The organism is Haliscomenobacter sp., from assembly GCF_965225875.1.
Taxonomy (GTDB): Bacteria; Bacteroidota; Bacteroidia; order Chitinophagales; family Saprospiraceae; genus Haliscomenobacter.
Map to the genome: position 1 here is coordinate 714,644 of NZ_CBDDBS010000003.1, position 15,012 is coordinate 729,655.

Annotated in this window: 10 protein-coding genes; 4 read left to right on the forward strand and 6 right to left on the reverse strand. The window is 45.3% G+C overall.

From position 1 onward, the window contains the following. Window positions 1-17: 17 nt before the first annotated feature. The gene (locus ACO08K_RS23310) at window positions 18-1,115 is read right to left on the reverse strand and encodes a hypothetical protein (protein ID WP_421798886.1); all 1,098 of its coding nucleotides are present in this window, start codon (window positions 1,113-1,115) and stop codon (window positions 18-20) included. A gap of 807 nt (window positions 1,116-1,922) precedes the next feature. Between ACO08K_RS23310 and ACO08K_RS23315 the strand changes: the two genes are divergently transcribed. Then, window positions 1,923-3,218 carry a sensor histidine kinase gene (locus ACO08K_RS23315; RefSeq protein WP_421798887.1) on the forward strand — a complete coding sequence of 432 codons (1,296 nt, stop codon included), beginning with the start codon at window positions 1,923-1,925 and terminating at the stop codon, window positions 3,216-3,218. A 1-nt stretch (window position 3,219) separates the two neighbouring features. Then, complete coding sequence (locus ACO08K_RS23320) at window positions 3,220-3,969, forward strand: LytR/AlgR family response regulator transcription factor (protein WP_421798888.1); 750 nt, start codon at window positions 3,220-3,222, stop codon at window positions 3,967-3,969. Between the two features lie 48 nt (window positions 3,970-4,017). Here the strand turns inward: ACO08K_RS23320 and ACO08K_RS23325 are convergent, their stop codons facing one another. The 4 genes from ACO08K_RS23325 to ACO08K_RS23340 form a co-directional block, all read right to left on the reverse strand. After that, on the reverse strand, window positions 4,018-4,560 hold the full coding sequence (locus tag ACO08K_RS23325; protein ID WP_421798889.1) for a hypothetical protein: 543 nt from the start codon (window positions 4,558-4,560) through the stop codon (window positions 4,018-4,020). A gap of 72 nt (window positions 4,561-4,632) precedes the next feature. Beyond that, a complete protein-coding gene (locus tag ACO08K_RS23330; protein ID WP_421798890.1) occupies window positions 4,633-6,366 on the reverse strand; it encodes a M56 family metallopeptidase in 1,734 nt (577 codons plus the stop codon). Window positions 6,367-6,373: 7 nt separating this feature from the next. Next, window positions 6,374-6,739: a BlaI/MecI/CopY family transcriptional regulator gene (locus ACO08K_RS23335; RefSeq protein WP_421798891.1), complete on the reverse strand. Its 366-nt coding sequence runs from the start codon at window positions 6,737-6,739 to the stop codon at window positions 6,374-6,376. Between the two features lie 126 nt (window positions 6,740-6,865). Further along, entirely contained in the window at window positions 6,866-8,305 is a 1,440-nt protein-coding gene (locus ACO08K_RS23340; protein ID WP_421798892.1) for a pyruvate kinase, read from the reverse strand. Window positions 8,306-8,498: 193 nt separating this feature from the next. Here ACO08K_RS23340 and ACO08K_RS23345 point away from each other — a divergent pair, with 193 nt between their 5' ends. After that, on the forward strand, window positions 8,499-10,133 hold the full coding sequence (locus ACO08K_RS23345) for a hypothetical protein (protein WP_421798893.1): 1,635 nt from the start codon (window positions 8,499-8,501) through the stop codon (window positions 10,131-10,133). A 20-nt stretch (window positions 10,134-10,153) separates the two neighbouring features. Then, window positions 10,154-11,380 (forward strand): radical SAM protein, encoded by a 1,227-nt coding sequence (locus ACO08K_RS23350; RefSeq protein ID WP_421798894.1) that lies wholly within the window; start codon window positions 10,154-10,156, stop codon window positions 11,378-11,380. A gap of 152 nt (window positions 11,381-11,532) precedes the next feature. Here the strand turns inward: ACO08K_RS23350 and ACO08K_RS23355 are convergent, their stop codons facing one another. Then, window positions 11,533-15,003, reverse strand: coding sequence for a DUF2126 domain-containing protein (locus tag ACO08K_RS23355; protein WP_421798895.1), 3,471 nt, complete (start codon window positions 15,001-15,003; stop codon window positions 11,533-11,535). Between the last annotated feature and the right edge of the window lie 9 nt (window positions 15,004-15,012).

Here is a 15,012-nt window from a genome sequence, read left to right on the forward strand (position 1 = left end):
AATTAGGATGCGAAAAATCATTTTACATTCTCGCACAGCATTTCATTCCCATCCAATCCATTGAATATGGCTTTGGTATTGGTAAACGAAGTGCCGATGTATTCTTCCCGGATAAAAACATAATCTGGCAACAGGTAGCATTTTCCATCGCTGCCTTTGTAGGCCATTTTGGCGCTGCGTTCCCGACCAATCACCGCACCACTTACATTATGGCGCAAAGTAGTCCAACCGTTTTGGGTTAATACTGCTTTGAGTGCAGTTGCTTTTTGAGTATTTCCAAATTTCGCATTAAAACCATCAATCAAGATCTTTTCCAGCTTGGAATCAACCACAACGGGAGCAGGTAATTTTCTGCTTTTAATTTTTTCGGCGTTATTCTGTTCCATGCCTGCTTTCATGCTTTCCAGACTCCCCATTTTGGCCACAAAATCAGAAACGGCTTTGTATTGGTCTGCATAAGCTGTTTCTTCTGGGAAAATTTTGGCGGCCGCTTCCCAGTAGAGCTGATTGTACTTGGCCAGGTAATAATTTCTTTCAGCCACTTCGGGGATTGTGCCACTGGCTTTGGCGTTTTCTATATTCGTTAAGTCCCCATTGGTTTGGTATACGTGTTTTTCAATGATTATTTTGGTTCGCTTGATGTACATTTCCTGGGGCTTGGTATTCAAAGAAATATACTGCTGAACCATATCCGAATATTCTTTAAAGCGGAATTGCATCACGGGTACATCGCCAGGACGAACGCCAATGTTTGTTTCTTCAAAGAGCTTGCGCAGCAGTTGGTCCGCTTTAATCGCTTTTTGGGTTGGGTTGAGTTGACTGAAATCCTCCGCTGCAGGTGTAGCACTACTTGTGCTGCCCGCTTTGGCCTTCCATTTGACAATCTCTGCTTCCATTTTGTCGGTTTTGTAAGCAGGGTCTTTTTGCTTTACTTCTTTAAGTTTGGCTTCTAAAACGGCTACTCCTTCCGCAAACTTTTGTGTTTTTTGAATGCCCATAGCGTTTGTCCAAAAAGAACGAACTTCGGCCCTGGCTGGACCTTCGTAGGCGAAATCCTGTGCCATTGCGCCAAAAGAAATCAGCATGGCGATAAAGACTAGTTGAATCGTTTTCATAATCGTTTTCAGAATTTGTTTAAGGCCCAAAATATGACCTGGCAAAAAAGTAAATGAGCCCGATTCACAAGCGATGGGAAGTGTTTTATATCTGATAGAACTCCGCTTGATTGGCCGAAATGGAAGCTCAAGAAGTTACCATGTATACTGAGCGATCATCTGCTTAAAGTCCAAGGGGGATTTTGAAAAACAACATGGCCATTTGCTTATCTTACAGGCTCTTAGAAAAACATCAATTCGATGAAGCGCATTTTTATTTCCTTTTTATGTTTTAGCTTTTTCCTCAATTATTCTGTTTCCCAGCCCGATTGCTGGTGTACCCGGATAACCCAACAACAAATTGATGGATTAATAAGCAATTTTGATTCTACAGCCATTCATCAAACCATACGTAAATTAAGATCAGGTAGTGATAAAACCTGTCAGGTTATGAGTTATAACATTGAAGTGGACTATCTGATGGCAAAGAAAAATTTAAGTGCCACTCTTGCCGCAATTCAGAAACAAGAAAAACTGGTTTTTAGCCTTTCTTGTAAAAAAGAGCTACTCATCCATACCTATTTGAATTACGCCACTTACAGTAAATCTACTCAAAACTATGAGGCTCTTTCCAACTATGCATTTAAAGCATTAAAAGCAGCAGAAGCCCTCAATGATCAACAAAAAGAACTTAAAGCCATTGCCCTGATCGTTTTTCTAAACACCAGGCAAAATCAAAATGAAAAAAACTGGGAATATGTCAAACGGGCCGAGAAAATCATCCTGACCCTGAATGCGGATTATACACTGGCTACTCACTACAACTGGTTGGCATTTGAATACGAACAAGAGTATTCTACCAAAGGAAGGCGAGGTCTAATGGATTCTTCGGTAATGTATTCAGCAATTGCATTAAAAGCAGCTTTAAAAAGAAGAGATCATTTTGAAATCACGAGATGCTTCCGGGTGCTTGAATCAAATGCGGTAAGTAAGGAAGACTATCAAGCAGCTGTACGATATGCCGATTCTGCGATTTTTCACCTAAAAAAGATAAAAATCCCAATGAATCCGGCGGCTTTATACGTAACAAAAGCCTTGGATTATGCTGATTTGAAAAACCATTCAGAAGCCCAAAGATGGATCGACACAAGTATTTATTATGCAGAAAAAATGGAAGGAAAAACTCCCGCTACCGCAGCTGTTTACGGCCAGGCTGCCCAGATTTTTGAAAAAGCAGGCAACCTGCCCAGGGCAATTGCTGCAATGAAAATTTATAATCACATGAAAGACAGTGTGTTCACACAAGAGCGACTGGTGAAAATAAATGAATTGGAACAAAAGTATTACAAGGAGAAAAATGAAAATACGATAAAAGACCTGGCTAGGAAAAAGCAGTTTTATCTTTTTTTGGCAATAGCAGGTTTGTTGGGGATTGCGGCGGTTTCATTCTTCCTTCGCCAACAAGCTTTAACTTATAAGAAAAACATTCTTGAAGCGGAACAGCGGCTCAACCGAGCACGGATGAATCCACATTTCTTTTTTAACGCATTAACAGCGCTGCAAAAGTTTGCAGTGACAGAAAACAATCCCCAGGCAATGGCTACTAACCTTTCGAGGTTTAGCAATATCATGAGGGAAACTTTGGAAAGTACTTATAAGGAATATGTAAGCATAGAACAAGAGATGGACTTTTTGGAAGAATACCTTGATGTGCAAAGCATCCGCTTTCCGCAGGCTTTTTCTTACGAGATAAAAGCTGATCATGACCTGGAAGTGGATGAACTACTTATTCCTTCCATGATTATTCAGCCCTTCGTTGAAAATAGCATTGAACATGGCTTCTCGGGTATTGAGTATCAGGCAAACATTCAGGTAGAATTTAAAAAAGACGACAAAAGTTTGTTGGTCCTCATTTCAGATAATGGCCTGGGCATTCGAGGGGAATCTCCGGAAAACCATCAACACATCAGCCGCGCCAGCCAAATCCTGAAAGACAGGATTTATCTGCTCAACTTAAAACTCAAAACAAAGGCGGGTTTTCACATTGACAATGAGGCTTCGGGAAAAGGAGTGATTGTAAAAATCAATTTACCTTTACTGTACAAAAATCAAAGCCAATCCTGACATGAACATTTTGCTCATCGACAATGAAGCCGAGGTAAGATCCACCTTAAAAAGCATGCTGGAGAATTGGAGCAAGGGCAAACATACCATTGCGGAGGCAGATGGAGTGTCCACAGGTGTTCAAGCCATTCTTTCCTTTCATCCGGATGTGGTAGTGCTGGATGTGGAAATGGATGATGGCACCGGTTTTGATTTATTGAAGCAAATTTCCGCGCCTTCCTTTCAATTGATTTTCGCCACCGCATTCAACCAGTATGCTATACAGGCATTCAAGTTCAGTGCCATTGATTACCTGCTCAAACCCGTTGATCCCATGGAATTGGCAATAGCTCTACAAAAGGCTGCGGACAACATCAACAGCAACAACTTACAGCAACAACTTGCCATACTCATGCAACAACTTGCCAATAAACAAGGCGCACATAAGCAGATTGTATTAAAAGATATCGACAAAACCTACTTTGTAAACATCAACTCCATCATTTACTGTGAGGCTGAAGGCTCTTATACCAAATTCTATGTTGAGGGATCTGCCCCCATTTTTGTGAGCCGGAACTTGCGTAGTTATGAGGAATTACTGGCATCTTCAGGCTTTATACGAACCCATCATTCCTGCCTTGTGAACCCTGACAAAATAAAAGTATTTGACCGCAAGACGGATTGTGGAACCTTAATCCTTGAAGGTGGTTACACCATTCCTGTTTCGCAGCGCAAGAGGGAGTTTGTAACTCAGTTTCTGGAAAACAGGTGAGAATCGTTTACCTATACACTTTAAAACAGGTTATGTACCCGCTGCTTTTTATAAACTTTGACTAATCCCGGTAATTTTCCATTTTCCTTCAATCAATTTAACCAAGATCAAGCGTTTTTGACGATTGGCCCCTGATGCCAATTCCAACTGAATTTCAGCATTACCTTCCTTGATCTTGCTTTCCAGAACTTTGATGGATTCCCATGGCTGCATGTCGGAAACCCAGTGGTATTGGGTGAAAAAAGGACATGGAACGTTGTAGGTGAATGGATCATTATCTACTTGATCGTAATATATGGCATAGGGTATGTCCTTAAAATAATCCTGACAGCTTTGAAAACGGGCTATTTCTGATTGTTTAAAAGTATCGGCAACACAACCCACGGAGTCGAGATTGTGGAGGTAACGCTCGTAATCCAATAAAGTCTCACCCTTTGGCCCTTTTTTGACAATGGCCGTATGCTCCTTTACATTCCTACCTTTGATGGCCTTGAGATACCACTCATAAAAACACTTTGCAGCATCAGCAGGGGTTTGAGCTTTACAAAAACTACTGACGATCAAAAATCCAATCAAAATAAGTTGACGCATAAAGTGGAATTGTGTGCCAAAATTAAGCGCTTTTTTATTTTGGCACACAAATTCATCGAGGATATGGATTGCTTATTGTTGCTTGGTTTCCACCTCAATTACCCCATCTTCGGCATCTTTGCCATATTTGTCGGTGGCAGCTTTCCCTTTGATGACGTTAATGGATTTGATGGTAGATGGTTCAATTCCTTTCAAGGGCGCGTCAGATTCATTTTTGTGTAGACGGCCCAACACTTTTCCATCTTTAACGATTAAAGGACGACCATCCACATTGGATTTAAAGCGGACATTTCCTTTAGGGCTTTGACTTGCATCGATGTTGATTGTTTCGACCTTCCCAGAAACTGTATTGACATTATTGACCCGGATTTCAACGTTTTGGTTGTTGTTGACGTTTTCGGTCTCAACCTGATTGGTCACATTAATGCTGTTGTCGAGATTGATTTTGTTCAGTTCGATTTCCTGAATATCGCCACCCTTGTAATCTTTGGTATTCACAATAATCACTCCATCTTTTCCCTCTTCTCCGTAAGTAGCGGTAGCCGATTCACCTTTGAGTACCGTCATTGACCGGATATCATTGGGGTTCAATTTGGACATTGGGTTGCCGCCAGGGCCGTCTTCCATTTTACCCATGTTTTTTCCGTCGACAATCAAGAGTGGTTTGCCAATATTTCCTGAAACCAAACCATTTTGACCCACGGTGAAGGACTCGCCGTTGGTAACGATCTTTACGCCGTTGGCAGATCCGTTAATTTTGACCGAATTCACCACAGGCACTGTGTCCAGTTTAAGGGAAAGAATGTTGCTGGGTTCAAGTTTTCCAGAAGTAGTTTTTTGCGCCGCTGCTGGAACTGCTAATTGAATGACCGGCGTTTGTTCCATCTCTTCGATGCTTTCTCTCAAGGTGACCTCACCGGTAGGCAAGGCCTGCAAATAATTCACCGAAAAAAACAGTACGAGGCTCAGTACCAGCGGTAAACAAAGTGCGTATTTAACGGCTTTCCATTGTGGCGATCCCGCTTGGGTCATGCGCCGTAGCCGCGTATTCAATTGTGCTGCAAAAGTGTTGTAAGGCATTTGTTCCAATTTTTGTTTTTGTGAAGCTAAAAGGCACGCATATGCATATTTTGAGCCTTGGGCCTCAATGACGCCCGCATCGGCTATAAATTCGTGGGTTTCCTGTAAACGTTGGCGCAGGCGGTAAATCAGCGGATTGAACCAATACAGCGCAATCCAACATTCCATCAGCAATACATCCCAACTGTGCCCTTGCTGGACATGGATCAGCTCGTGTTGCAAAACCATGGAAGGCATGGGGTCTTTTTTTTGCCAGAAGATGTAGTTGAAAAATGAAGCAGCTTCCGGCACATTTTCTTGCTCTACCAGGCTCCAATCACCCATGGCATGTACCTTGCCACTGCGGATCCAGTGCCATATTTTGAGGTAACTGACCAGGCTACGTCCCAGACTGATCAATACCCCGGAAGTATACACAAGCAAAAGGGTAGCGCCCCAGGACAACACCCATTCCTTGGGTGGCGGTACCAACAAACGCAACCATTCAGCGGGTATTTGCTGGGTTTGTTCCAGCATCAGCACGGCCGGATGGGGATTTGCCGCCAGACTGACTTCAATCTGCAAATGGGGAATCAACAAGGCAATCAAGGGCGTGATGAGTAAATACGCACGATTGGCTTGATAAAATGATTCCCGGTGCATCCAACGCTCATACAACAGCCCAAAGGCAAGCAGGCAAAGCGCAGCACACAACAAAGTGAAAAAAGTGGGTGCGATGATGGTCATACCACAATCATTTTGACTCTGATTTTTTTATTTCTTCCAACAAACGTTCAATCTCAGCAACATCCGTCTTTTCTTCCCGCAGGAAGTAGGAGAGGAGTTGGGCCGTTGAGCCAGCAAAGTAGTGTTCCTTGATCTGGGATACACTGGCCTTACGGTACTCTTCCATGCTGATCAGGGGGAAATAGCGATGGGTTTTACCAAAAGCTTCATGATCAAGCCATCCTTCGGTCTCCAGTTTACGCACCAATGAAGAAATGGTGGTCACCGGAACCTGGGGGTCATCCAGTTCCTCCATAATTTCGCGGACAAAGGCTTTCCCCATCCGCCAAATGATCTGCATGACCTGTTCTTCTTTTTCATTTAACTTCTTCATGATTCAAATGTATAACTAATTTTTCGTTGTTACAACTGAATAATCATTTTTTAACTAAAATTTCGTCATTAAATAGACATTTGAGCTGAACGAGGTAGGAGGGGAGGGGTATTTTTTCGCAAAATCCTAACGAGTCATGAAGCGGGTAGCAATGGAGAGTGGTCGAAAAGTATAGCGTTTTTTGACGTGATGGCCACCGCTGCGGATTAAAATATTGCGCAATGCTTCCATGGTGCGGATGATGTGGTTGCCTTTGTTGATCATCACACATTCGGCCAGGGCGGCGTGGGCGGCATCAGTAACCTCCGAACGGGTGGCTACACCAGATTTATTAAGGGTATCCAGTACTTGGGTTGCCCAAATGACCGGCACATGTGCGGCTTCACAAATCCAGAGGATTTCTTCCTGGATTTCGCTCATGCGTTCAAACCCAATTTCTACAGCTAGGTCACCACGGGCGATCATTACGCCGATATTTTTTTCCTTCAATCCACTGAACAATAAATCAGGCAAATTCTTGACGGCTTCGGGCGTTTCAATTTTGATGACCAATCCCAATTTATGGTCGGAGCCCAAAGCCTGTTGCAATTGGGACATATCTTGGGTATTGCGTACAAAGGAATAGCCAACAATATCAGCATGTTGCAGGATAAAGGGCAAACAAGCCAGGTCATACTCTGTTAATGCAGGGGTAGACAAGATCGAATCGGGGAAATTGATCCCTTTTTCTGCTTTGATAAAAGGCTTTTTGCTGGAGATGCGCAGGATTTGTAGTTTGGCCTTGCCAGCTTCGGTTTTTTCCACTCTGGCCTCAATCAGGCCATCATCAAAAAGTACAATTTCGCCCGGATTCAATTGTTCACAAACTCCGGGTAAACTACATCCAATGGCACCTTTTTCTTGCCCCAGCAAGTATTCGTCTATGAGGAGGATGCTTTGGCCAAGTGCTATTTTGAGTTTCTTTTTCTTGCGTAGTACCGTGCGGATTTTGGGCCCGGCCAAATCCATGTATATTTTACAATTCAAGCCAGTGATTTTTTCTGCCCTTTTTACATGCTCAATCATCCGAAACCAGGTCGCCTCATCGTCGTGGGCACAATTGATGCGGGCCACGTTCATGCCAGATTGCAGCATATTTTTTACTTTTTCATAATCGTCGGCCATCTTGCTGTCGAAAGTGAGCATGATGTAGGGCACTGAGTCAATTTGTTTGGGCCCAAAAAGGGCGGCTGATTTTTGAGCCAGGGACTTTTTACTGCTGCGGTAGGTGAATAGCTCGTGGTCAGGGTTAACTTTTATTCCCAAGCGTTGCATGATGGCAAGCAATTGACCCCTGACATGGCTTTCAGAACTGGTAATTGAGGATAGCCCAGCTTCATGTAATGCATCTTGCAATTCGCGAATATCCAAACTGCGAAGGGCTAAGTAATGCAACAAATTGACGGCATTGGCAAGCTGGCTTGGATGCACTTGATCTAGCAGCTGACTAAAATCCTTTTCAGATTGAAGCATAAAGTCGTCGATTTTTTTCAGCTCAGCAGCCAACTTGTTAAATGCGGTAGTCATTGACGTTGATTTATGGCCTTGAAGTTGCCCCGATCAACTATGAAATGCAATGACTTTTGGCGGTTTTATTTATGCTTGAAACTGTTCGAAGACACTCGAAGGAATGAGATATGTCATTTGAATTACCGTGAAGAATGGTCAATTTATCAAAACGGATTGGCAATAGTATTCATCACTGTATAAATCTACTGCAATGAAAACCAACACAATATTGAGCTTTGCCCGAAATAGCCATACAGCTTTGTTTTTGGCCTTGTTGATGATGTTTTATGCGGTCAGTTGCCAAATTTTTATTATACAAAAGGTTGCACCTGAAAAAATGGCCGACAATAAATCAGACGCTTCCAAACGATTTATTGTCCACGCAGGCAGTAACCTATACGAATTGAAGGACCTTAAGCTTAGCCTTGAACAACTCACGGGTACTTTGGAAATCGCTCAGGAGCCCGTTTATTACAGCATTTCACGATCAAGTAATTACACTAAAGAAGAGAAAGGCATCCTCAATGAGGTACATATTTTTTTGAATTCAAAACATTCGATGTGGCCTTTAGGGGAAACAAAGATTCCTGTGGACCAAATTGCAGAAATTAGAATTATCAAAGATGGAACATCAGGAGTGGCCGCTGTTTTTGTAATTATGGGACTTTCAACGCTTATTGCTATACTTACATTAAGCTTTAATCCTCCTAAGCCTTCTCCTCCATCTACAACTTCCTGCCCCTTTGTCTACGTTAAAGATGGCGAAAAATATGCGTTCCAGGGAGAAGCATTTGGGGGAGCTGTTGGGGCAAATCTTTGCCGGGATGATTATATGCCTTTGCCCATGCTTAAAACCACCGGTGGCCAATATCAACTAAGCCTAAACAATGAACTGCAGGAAAGACAATACACCGATTTGGCTGAATTGATGGTGGTCGAACACCCAGAAGGTACCCAGGTATTGGTGGATCAAAGCGGTAGGGCCCAACTTTTTAAACAGCAATTATCTCCCATAAGCGCTGAAAGCTACAATGGCAACAACCTTCAACCCTTACTGGAAAACAAAGACCAACTTGCTTACTCCTTTAACGATGAAGATTTTGCGCGCAACGGTGTTGAGCTGAAATTCGACAAACCGGAAGGAGCCCAAAAAGCAAATTTGTTGCTTAATGCCAAAAATTCCATCTGGGTTGATCAGGTATTGGATGCCTACTTTAGCAAGTTTGGCAACAAGTTTGACACCTGGATGGAAAAACAAAGCAAACGCCCTACCGAGGATCGTTTGCAGAGTATTCGAAAGGGCGACTTACCTTTATCCATTTACCTGAAAAAACAGGGTGAGTGGCAATTACTTGACCATTTGTTTTCGGTCGGTCCTCTTGCTGCTCGAGACCTGGTGGTTCCCATCGACTTGACGGGGCTGAGCGGCCATAAAATCGAATTGAAAATCGAAACGGGGTTTATGTTTTGGGATTTGGATTATGTTGCTATGGATTTTACGCCAGCCAGTGCGGTATCTACTACTTTTATACAGCCAAAATTGGCTATGGACCAAAACCAGCACAATTGGGCGACCACCCTACAATCAGCAGATCAAAACTTTCTGCCACAAAAAAACACTGGAGAATTTACGGAGATCATTTATCCAGCGCCCCCTGCTAAGCCAGGCATGAAACAAACAGTTTTCCTGCACAGTCGTGGCTATTATGAACTGATTCGAAGCTATGAAGGGGAACCTAAAGTGAAAGAGTTAAAAAAACTCCGAACCCCAGGCGCCTTCTCGGAATTTTCGAGAGCAGAGTTTTTTACGTTCCAGGCTACAACTACTCAAGCTCCAGCATTTTAATCACCAAATAGAAAAAGGCCATGACGACGACCAGCAACATATCATTCCTGCAAAAGCGCCTAATTCTTGCTCAAAAATCTACGATTGTGAATGGTTTTTGGGAGAAAAACTTGCTCAAAGCCAGGGTTTTGTGGCAGTTTTATCAGATTAGCCTTGAACTTACCCAAAGTCCTTGGCGTGCGCTGAAACTGCTTTTAGAAGTTAACCAAAAATACCAGGAAGCTTTGGGTCAGGATTTTCTGACCAAGGTGGCAAAGGTGGGAACGCGGTATTTCTGGCGCTTGGGTGCTCCAGGCTTCCCTTCCTCTGCTGCAAGCAATGCCTATAAAAACGAACTTAAACGTTTTTTGCCCAATGGAGTTCCAACTGGTTTGCGGAGCCTTTTGTTTGCCATTACTAAACAATGCCCACTACATTGTGAACACTGTTTTGAATGGGACAACCTCAACCAAAAAGAGGAATTGAGCACGGAGCAGATCATCCAGATTGTAAAGGATTATCAGGATTATGGCACTAGCCAGATTTTGCTGAGTGGGGGTGAGACAATGTTGAGGGTGAACGACGTTTACCGGGTTTTAAAAGCAGCCCAGCCGGACTGTAGCGACTTTTGGGTATTGACTTCTGGTTTGGGTTTGACAAAAGAACGTGCTCGTCGCCTGAAAGCAGCTGGCCTGACCGGAGTTATGGTGAGCCTAGACCATTTTGATCCAGTCCAACATGATCGGTTTAGAGGTTATGAAGGGGCTTTTGATATGGCCATACAAGGAATTGTGAATGCCAACAAGGCAGGCCTTGTGACCACCATTTCTTTGTGTCCGACTAAATCCTTTACTACCAGGGAAAACTTGAGTGCTTACTTGGAGTTGGCGCATAAACTGGGGGCAACCTTTATCCAGATTGTTGAACCTAGGGCAGCTGGACGTTACAAAGGGCAAGCGGTAGATTTGGAACCCGAGCACCTGGCCATACTGGAAGATTTTTATTTGACCTACAATGCGGATCCGGGTTATCGGAACTATCCCATCATCAATTACATCGGGCACCTGCAACGGAGTGAGGGCTGTTCGGGCTCAGGAAACCGTTTTGTCTACATTGATACCGATGGCGATGCGCATATTTGCCCATTTTGTGGGGATAAAGTAGCGAGCGCCTTGCAGTTTCCAGTAAAGGATATCTTGAGTTTATTGAGTACTCAACCTTGTGCGGCGTTTGAAACCTACGAGTCAAGGCATGAATTGAAAGAGTAGATCGAAAACTTAAGACCTCCACCCGAAGGTTTCGAAACCTTCGGGTGGATAGGGCAAAGGAACAGGGTTGCACTCAATAAAAATCTAAAACCTATGGAGCTTTGCAGCACCAATTATAACATTTGGGCAGCCACCAAGGGCTGCCACTACGATTACCGTTTTCTTCGCAAATCCAAACACCATCCACCTTCTGCTGCCATTGGCACTTCTAATGGCATGGCTACCTCTCGCTCGCCGAATACCCTGGTCTCCCGAACCACATCGGTTTCTTCGTTTGGCGGTGCCACAGTCAAAGTCGTCTGCGTATGCCCATAATCCCAGAAGCGACTGATTCGGCGGCCTTCTGCTTCAAAACTGTTCACTGGGTAGGTCTCATATGCGCGGCCACCCGGGTGCGCCACGTGATAGGTACAGCCGCCGATAGAGCGTTTGTTCCAGGTGTCATACACATCGATCACCAGCGGCACATCCACGGGTACGGTAGGGTGCAAAGCGCTTGGCGGTGCCCAGGCTTTGTAACGAACACCTGAGACGAACTCTCCATTGATGCCCGTGCTTCGCAAAGGTAAGCGCACCCCATTGCACAACAACCAATACCGTTCAGCATTGATGCCGGTAACCTTTACTTCCATGCGTTCGACGGAAGAATCCACAAAGCGGGCAGTTCCAGAATTGCTCATTTCTTCACCCAATACATTCCAGGGCTCGATGCCGCTGCGTAATACCATTTGGACGTCGCCTACCTGTACGCGGCCCAGGAAAGGGAAGCGGAATTCGAAGAAAGGCTCCAGCCATTCCATTTTGAAAGGGAAACCCGCGGCCTGCATTTGGTTGCACACATCACGCAGGTCTTCACGTACGTAATGGTGCAAAAGGTATTTGTTGTGGAGCTCGGTGCCCCAACGTACCAGTCTTTGGTTGTAAGGCTGTTTCCAAAACCAGGCTATCAGCGTGCGGATCAGCAGGAGCTGTACCAAACACATCTCCTTGCTGGGTGGCATATCAAAAGCACGAAGCTCCAACAATCCCAAGCGCCCGGAGGAAGAATCAGGACGATAAAGTTTGTCAATGCAAAATTCAGCCCGGTGCGTATTGCCCGTGATGTCGACCAGCAAATTGCGGAAAATACGGTCGGTCAACCAAAAGGGTAAATTGTCTTCACCCGGCTCCGGGATTTGGCTGAAGGCAATTTCCAGTTCATACAACATTTCGGCCCGACCTTCATCTACCCGGGGCGCCTGACTGGTAGCTCCGATAAATGCGGTTGAAAACAAGTAGCTCAAGCCCGGATGGTTTTGCCAAAAACAAATCAAACTGCGCAGCAAATCAGGGCGGCGCAAAATGGGGCTATCAGCAGGAGAAAGGCCTCCAATGGTGATGTGGTTGCCTCCGCCAGTGCCCGTATGTTTGCCGTCGAGCATAAATTTTTCAGCGCCCAGGCGACTTTGCCGGGCTGCTTCAAAAAGATTGTCATAATTGAACAGGACTTCGCTCCAGGATTTGGCTGGTTGGATGTTGATTTCTACCACGCCAGGGTCGGGAGTTACGGCTAGTTTTTCGATGCGATTGTCCCGGGGAGGCTCGTAGCCCTCAATGATGATCGGAATTTGCAAACGCACTGCGGTGGCTTCCACTGCTGCCAAAAGCTCGAGGTAGTGTTCGATGAGTTCGCAAGGGGGCATAAAGACAAAAATCTTCCCTTCACGCGCTTCCACACATAAGGCGGTTTTGATGGTGATCATCAACTTTTCAGGACGGTAGTCGTCCTTTTCCGCCAGTTCTTTTTTCTTTTTGATGTGGTAAAGCGGGTCTTTGAGCTTGGCCACTTCTTCGTCTATTTCCTCTGCTTTGTAGGCCTTGGGATTGCTCATGCGCTCGGGTATCCGCTCATCTGCGGGGAGGTCGTAGCGGGCAGCCACTTTGTCATGGTATTGCAAAAGGGGCCCCACTTCTTCAAATGGACTGCGTTCGATAGGCTCTTCCTGCTGTTCAGGGGTGAGTTCCGGCAAACGATCAAGGGGAATCCGCAAACCCATGGGGGAATTACCCGGTAACAAAAACAGGTGTTTGCGACTGAATTTCCAGGCGCAACTCCACCAATGATCGGTGTCGCGGTTCCAGGCCAGAGGCAGGGCGAAACCACTGGGGTTGTTTGGCCCGCGATCGAGTAGCTCCATTAAGGTGCGCCGCTCGATGGTGTCCCGCATGTTGATCTTTAAAGGGTCGACGTTTTCGGGCAGGTTGCCTTCTTCCCAGAGGAAATAAACCAGGTCTTCGTAAGCTGGGCAGCGATTGAGCGGATTTACCCCCAGGTACTTGGCCATTTCGGCAATGAAAGCTTCGGCATGGGTATGGTTGAATTTGTACTCACCGTTGATGTCGGCGAGCCACTCAGGATTGCGCCACATGGTTTGGCCATCTTTGCGCCAAAACAAGGTGTAGGCCCAACGCGGAATAGGTTCCCCCGGGTACCATTTTCCCATACCATAATGGATAAAACCTCCTTTGCCAAAAATATCCTTTAGTTTGTGGGCCAAATCGTTGCCTAGTTTGCGTTTGAGTGGGCCATCGGCAGCGCCATTCCATTGTTCGGATTCCATGTCGTCGACCGAAACAAAGGTAGGCTCTCCACCCATACTCAGGCGTACATCTCCAGCCAGCAATTCCTGATCTACGGCATGCCCGAGAGCAATCACCTGAGCCCATTCAGCATCACTGTAGGGTTTGGTGACTCGGGGATCTTCGTGGATGCGCTCAACGGTGTTGCTGTAGTGAAAAATGGTCTGGCAAGGTTCCAGTCCGCCCGTAATAGGCGCTGCGCTAACTGGGTCAGGCGTACAAGCCAAAGGAATATGACCTGCTTCGGCAAGCAAGCCCGAGGTAGCATCCAGGCCGATCCAGCCTGCTCCCGGAATGAACACTTCGGCCCATGCGTGCAAGTCTGTAAAATCTGCTTCAGGACCAGAGGGGCCATCCAGGGCTTTTTGATCAGCCTTGAGTTGCACCAGGTAGCCGGATACAAAACGCGTGGCTAAACCAAAATGCCGCAATGCCTGCACCAGTACCCAGCCAGAATCCCGGCAAGAACCTAAAGCCTTGCCCAGGGTTTCTTCGCAGGTTTGCACTCCGGTTTCAAGCCGGATGGTGTAATTGACCAGTTTATTCAAGTGCTGATTGACATTCACCAGGAAATTGACGGTGATGTCATTGAGGTATTGTTTACATTCTTCGATGAACTGCATCAGGAGTGGCCCTCTTTCCGTTACTTCCAGATAGGGTGCCAGTTCTTTGAGCAGTTGGGTATCGTATTGAAAGGGAAATTTCTCTGCATATTCCTCCAGAAAGAAATCGAAGGGATTGATGGCGCGCAATTCAGCGATAACTTCCACATCTATTTTGAACTCCTTAACCCGATCAGGAAAAACTACCCGTGCCATAAAATTGCCAAAGGGGTCCTGTTGCCAATTGACAAAATGTGGCTCAGGGCTGATTTTCATCGAATACGCTGCAATTTCGGTGCGGGAATGAACGGCAGGGCGCAGGCGGATGGTTTGGGGCCAAAGTTTAACCAATCGGTCGTACTCGTAATGGGTGCTGTGGCGGATCGCTACTTTAATGGCCATGGTAAAAAA

Excerpts from the sequence above, each read along its gene's own strand:
- ACO08K_RS23310 (WP_421798886.1), bottom strand. The coding sequence starts at position 1,115 with ATGAAAACGATTCAACTAGTCTTTATCGCCATGCTGATTTCTTTTGGC.
- ACO08K_RS23320 (WP_421798888.1), top strand. The coding sequence starts at position 3,220 with ATGAACATTTTGCTCATCGACAATGAAGCCGAGGTAAGATCCACCTTA.
- ACO08K_RS23325 (WP_421798889.1), bottom strand. The coding sequence starts at position 4,560 with ATGCGTCAACTTATTTTGATTGGATTTTTGATCGTCAGTAGTTTTTGT.
- ACO08K_RS23330 (WP_421798890.1), bottom strand. The coding sequence starts at position 6,366 with ATGACCATCATCGCACCCACTTTTTTCACTTTGTTGTGTGCTGCGCTT.
- ACO08K_RS23335 (WP_421798891.1), bottom strand. The coding sequence starts at position 6,739 with ATGAAGAAGTTAAATGAAAAAGAAGAACAGGTCATGCAGATCATTTGG.
- ACO08K_RS23340 (WP_421798892.1), bottom strand. The coding sequence starts at position 8,305 with ATGACTACCGCATTTAACAAGTTGGCTGCTGAGCTGAAAAAAATCGAC.
- ACO08K_RS23345 (WP_421798893.1), top strand. The coding sequence starts at position 8,499 with ATGAAAACCAACACAATATTGAGCTTTGCCCGAAATAGCCATACAGCT.
- ACO08K_RS23350 (WP_421798894.1), top strand. The coding sequence starts at position 10,154 with ATGACGACGACCAGCAACATATCATTCCTGCAAAAGCGCCTAATTCTT.
- ACO08K_RS23355 (WP_421798895.1), bottom strand. The coding sequence starts at position 15,003 with ATGGCCATTAAAGTAGCGATCCGCCACAGCACCCATTACGAGTACGAC.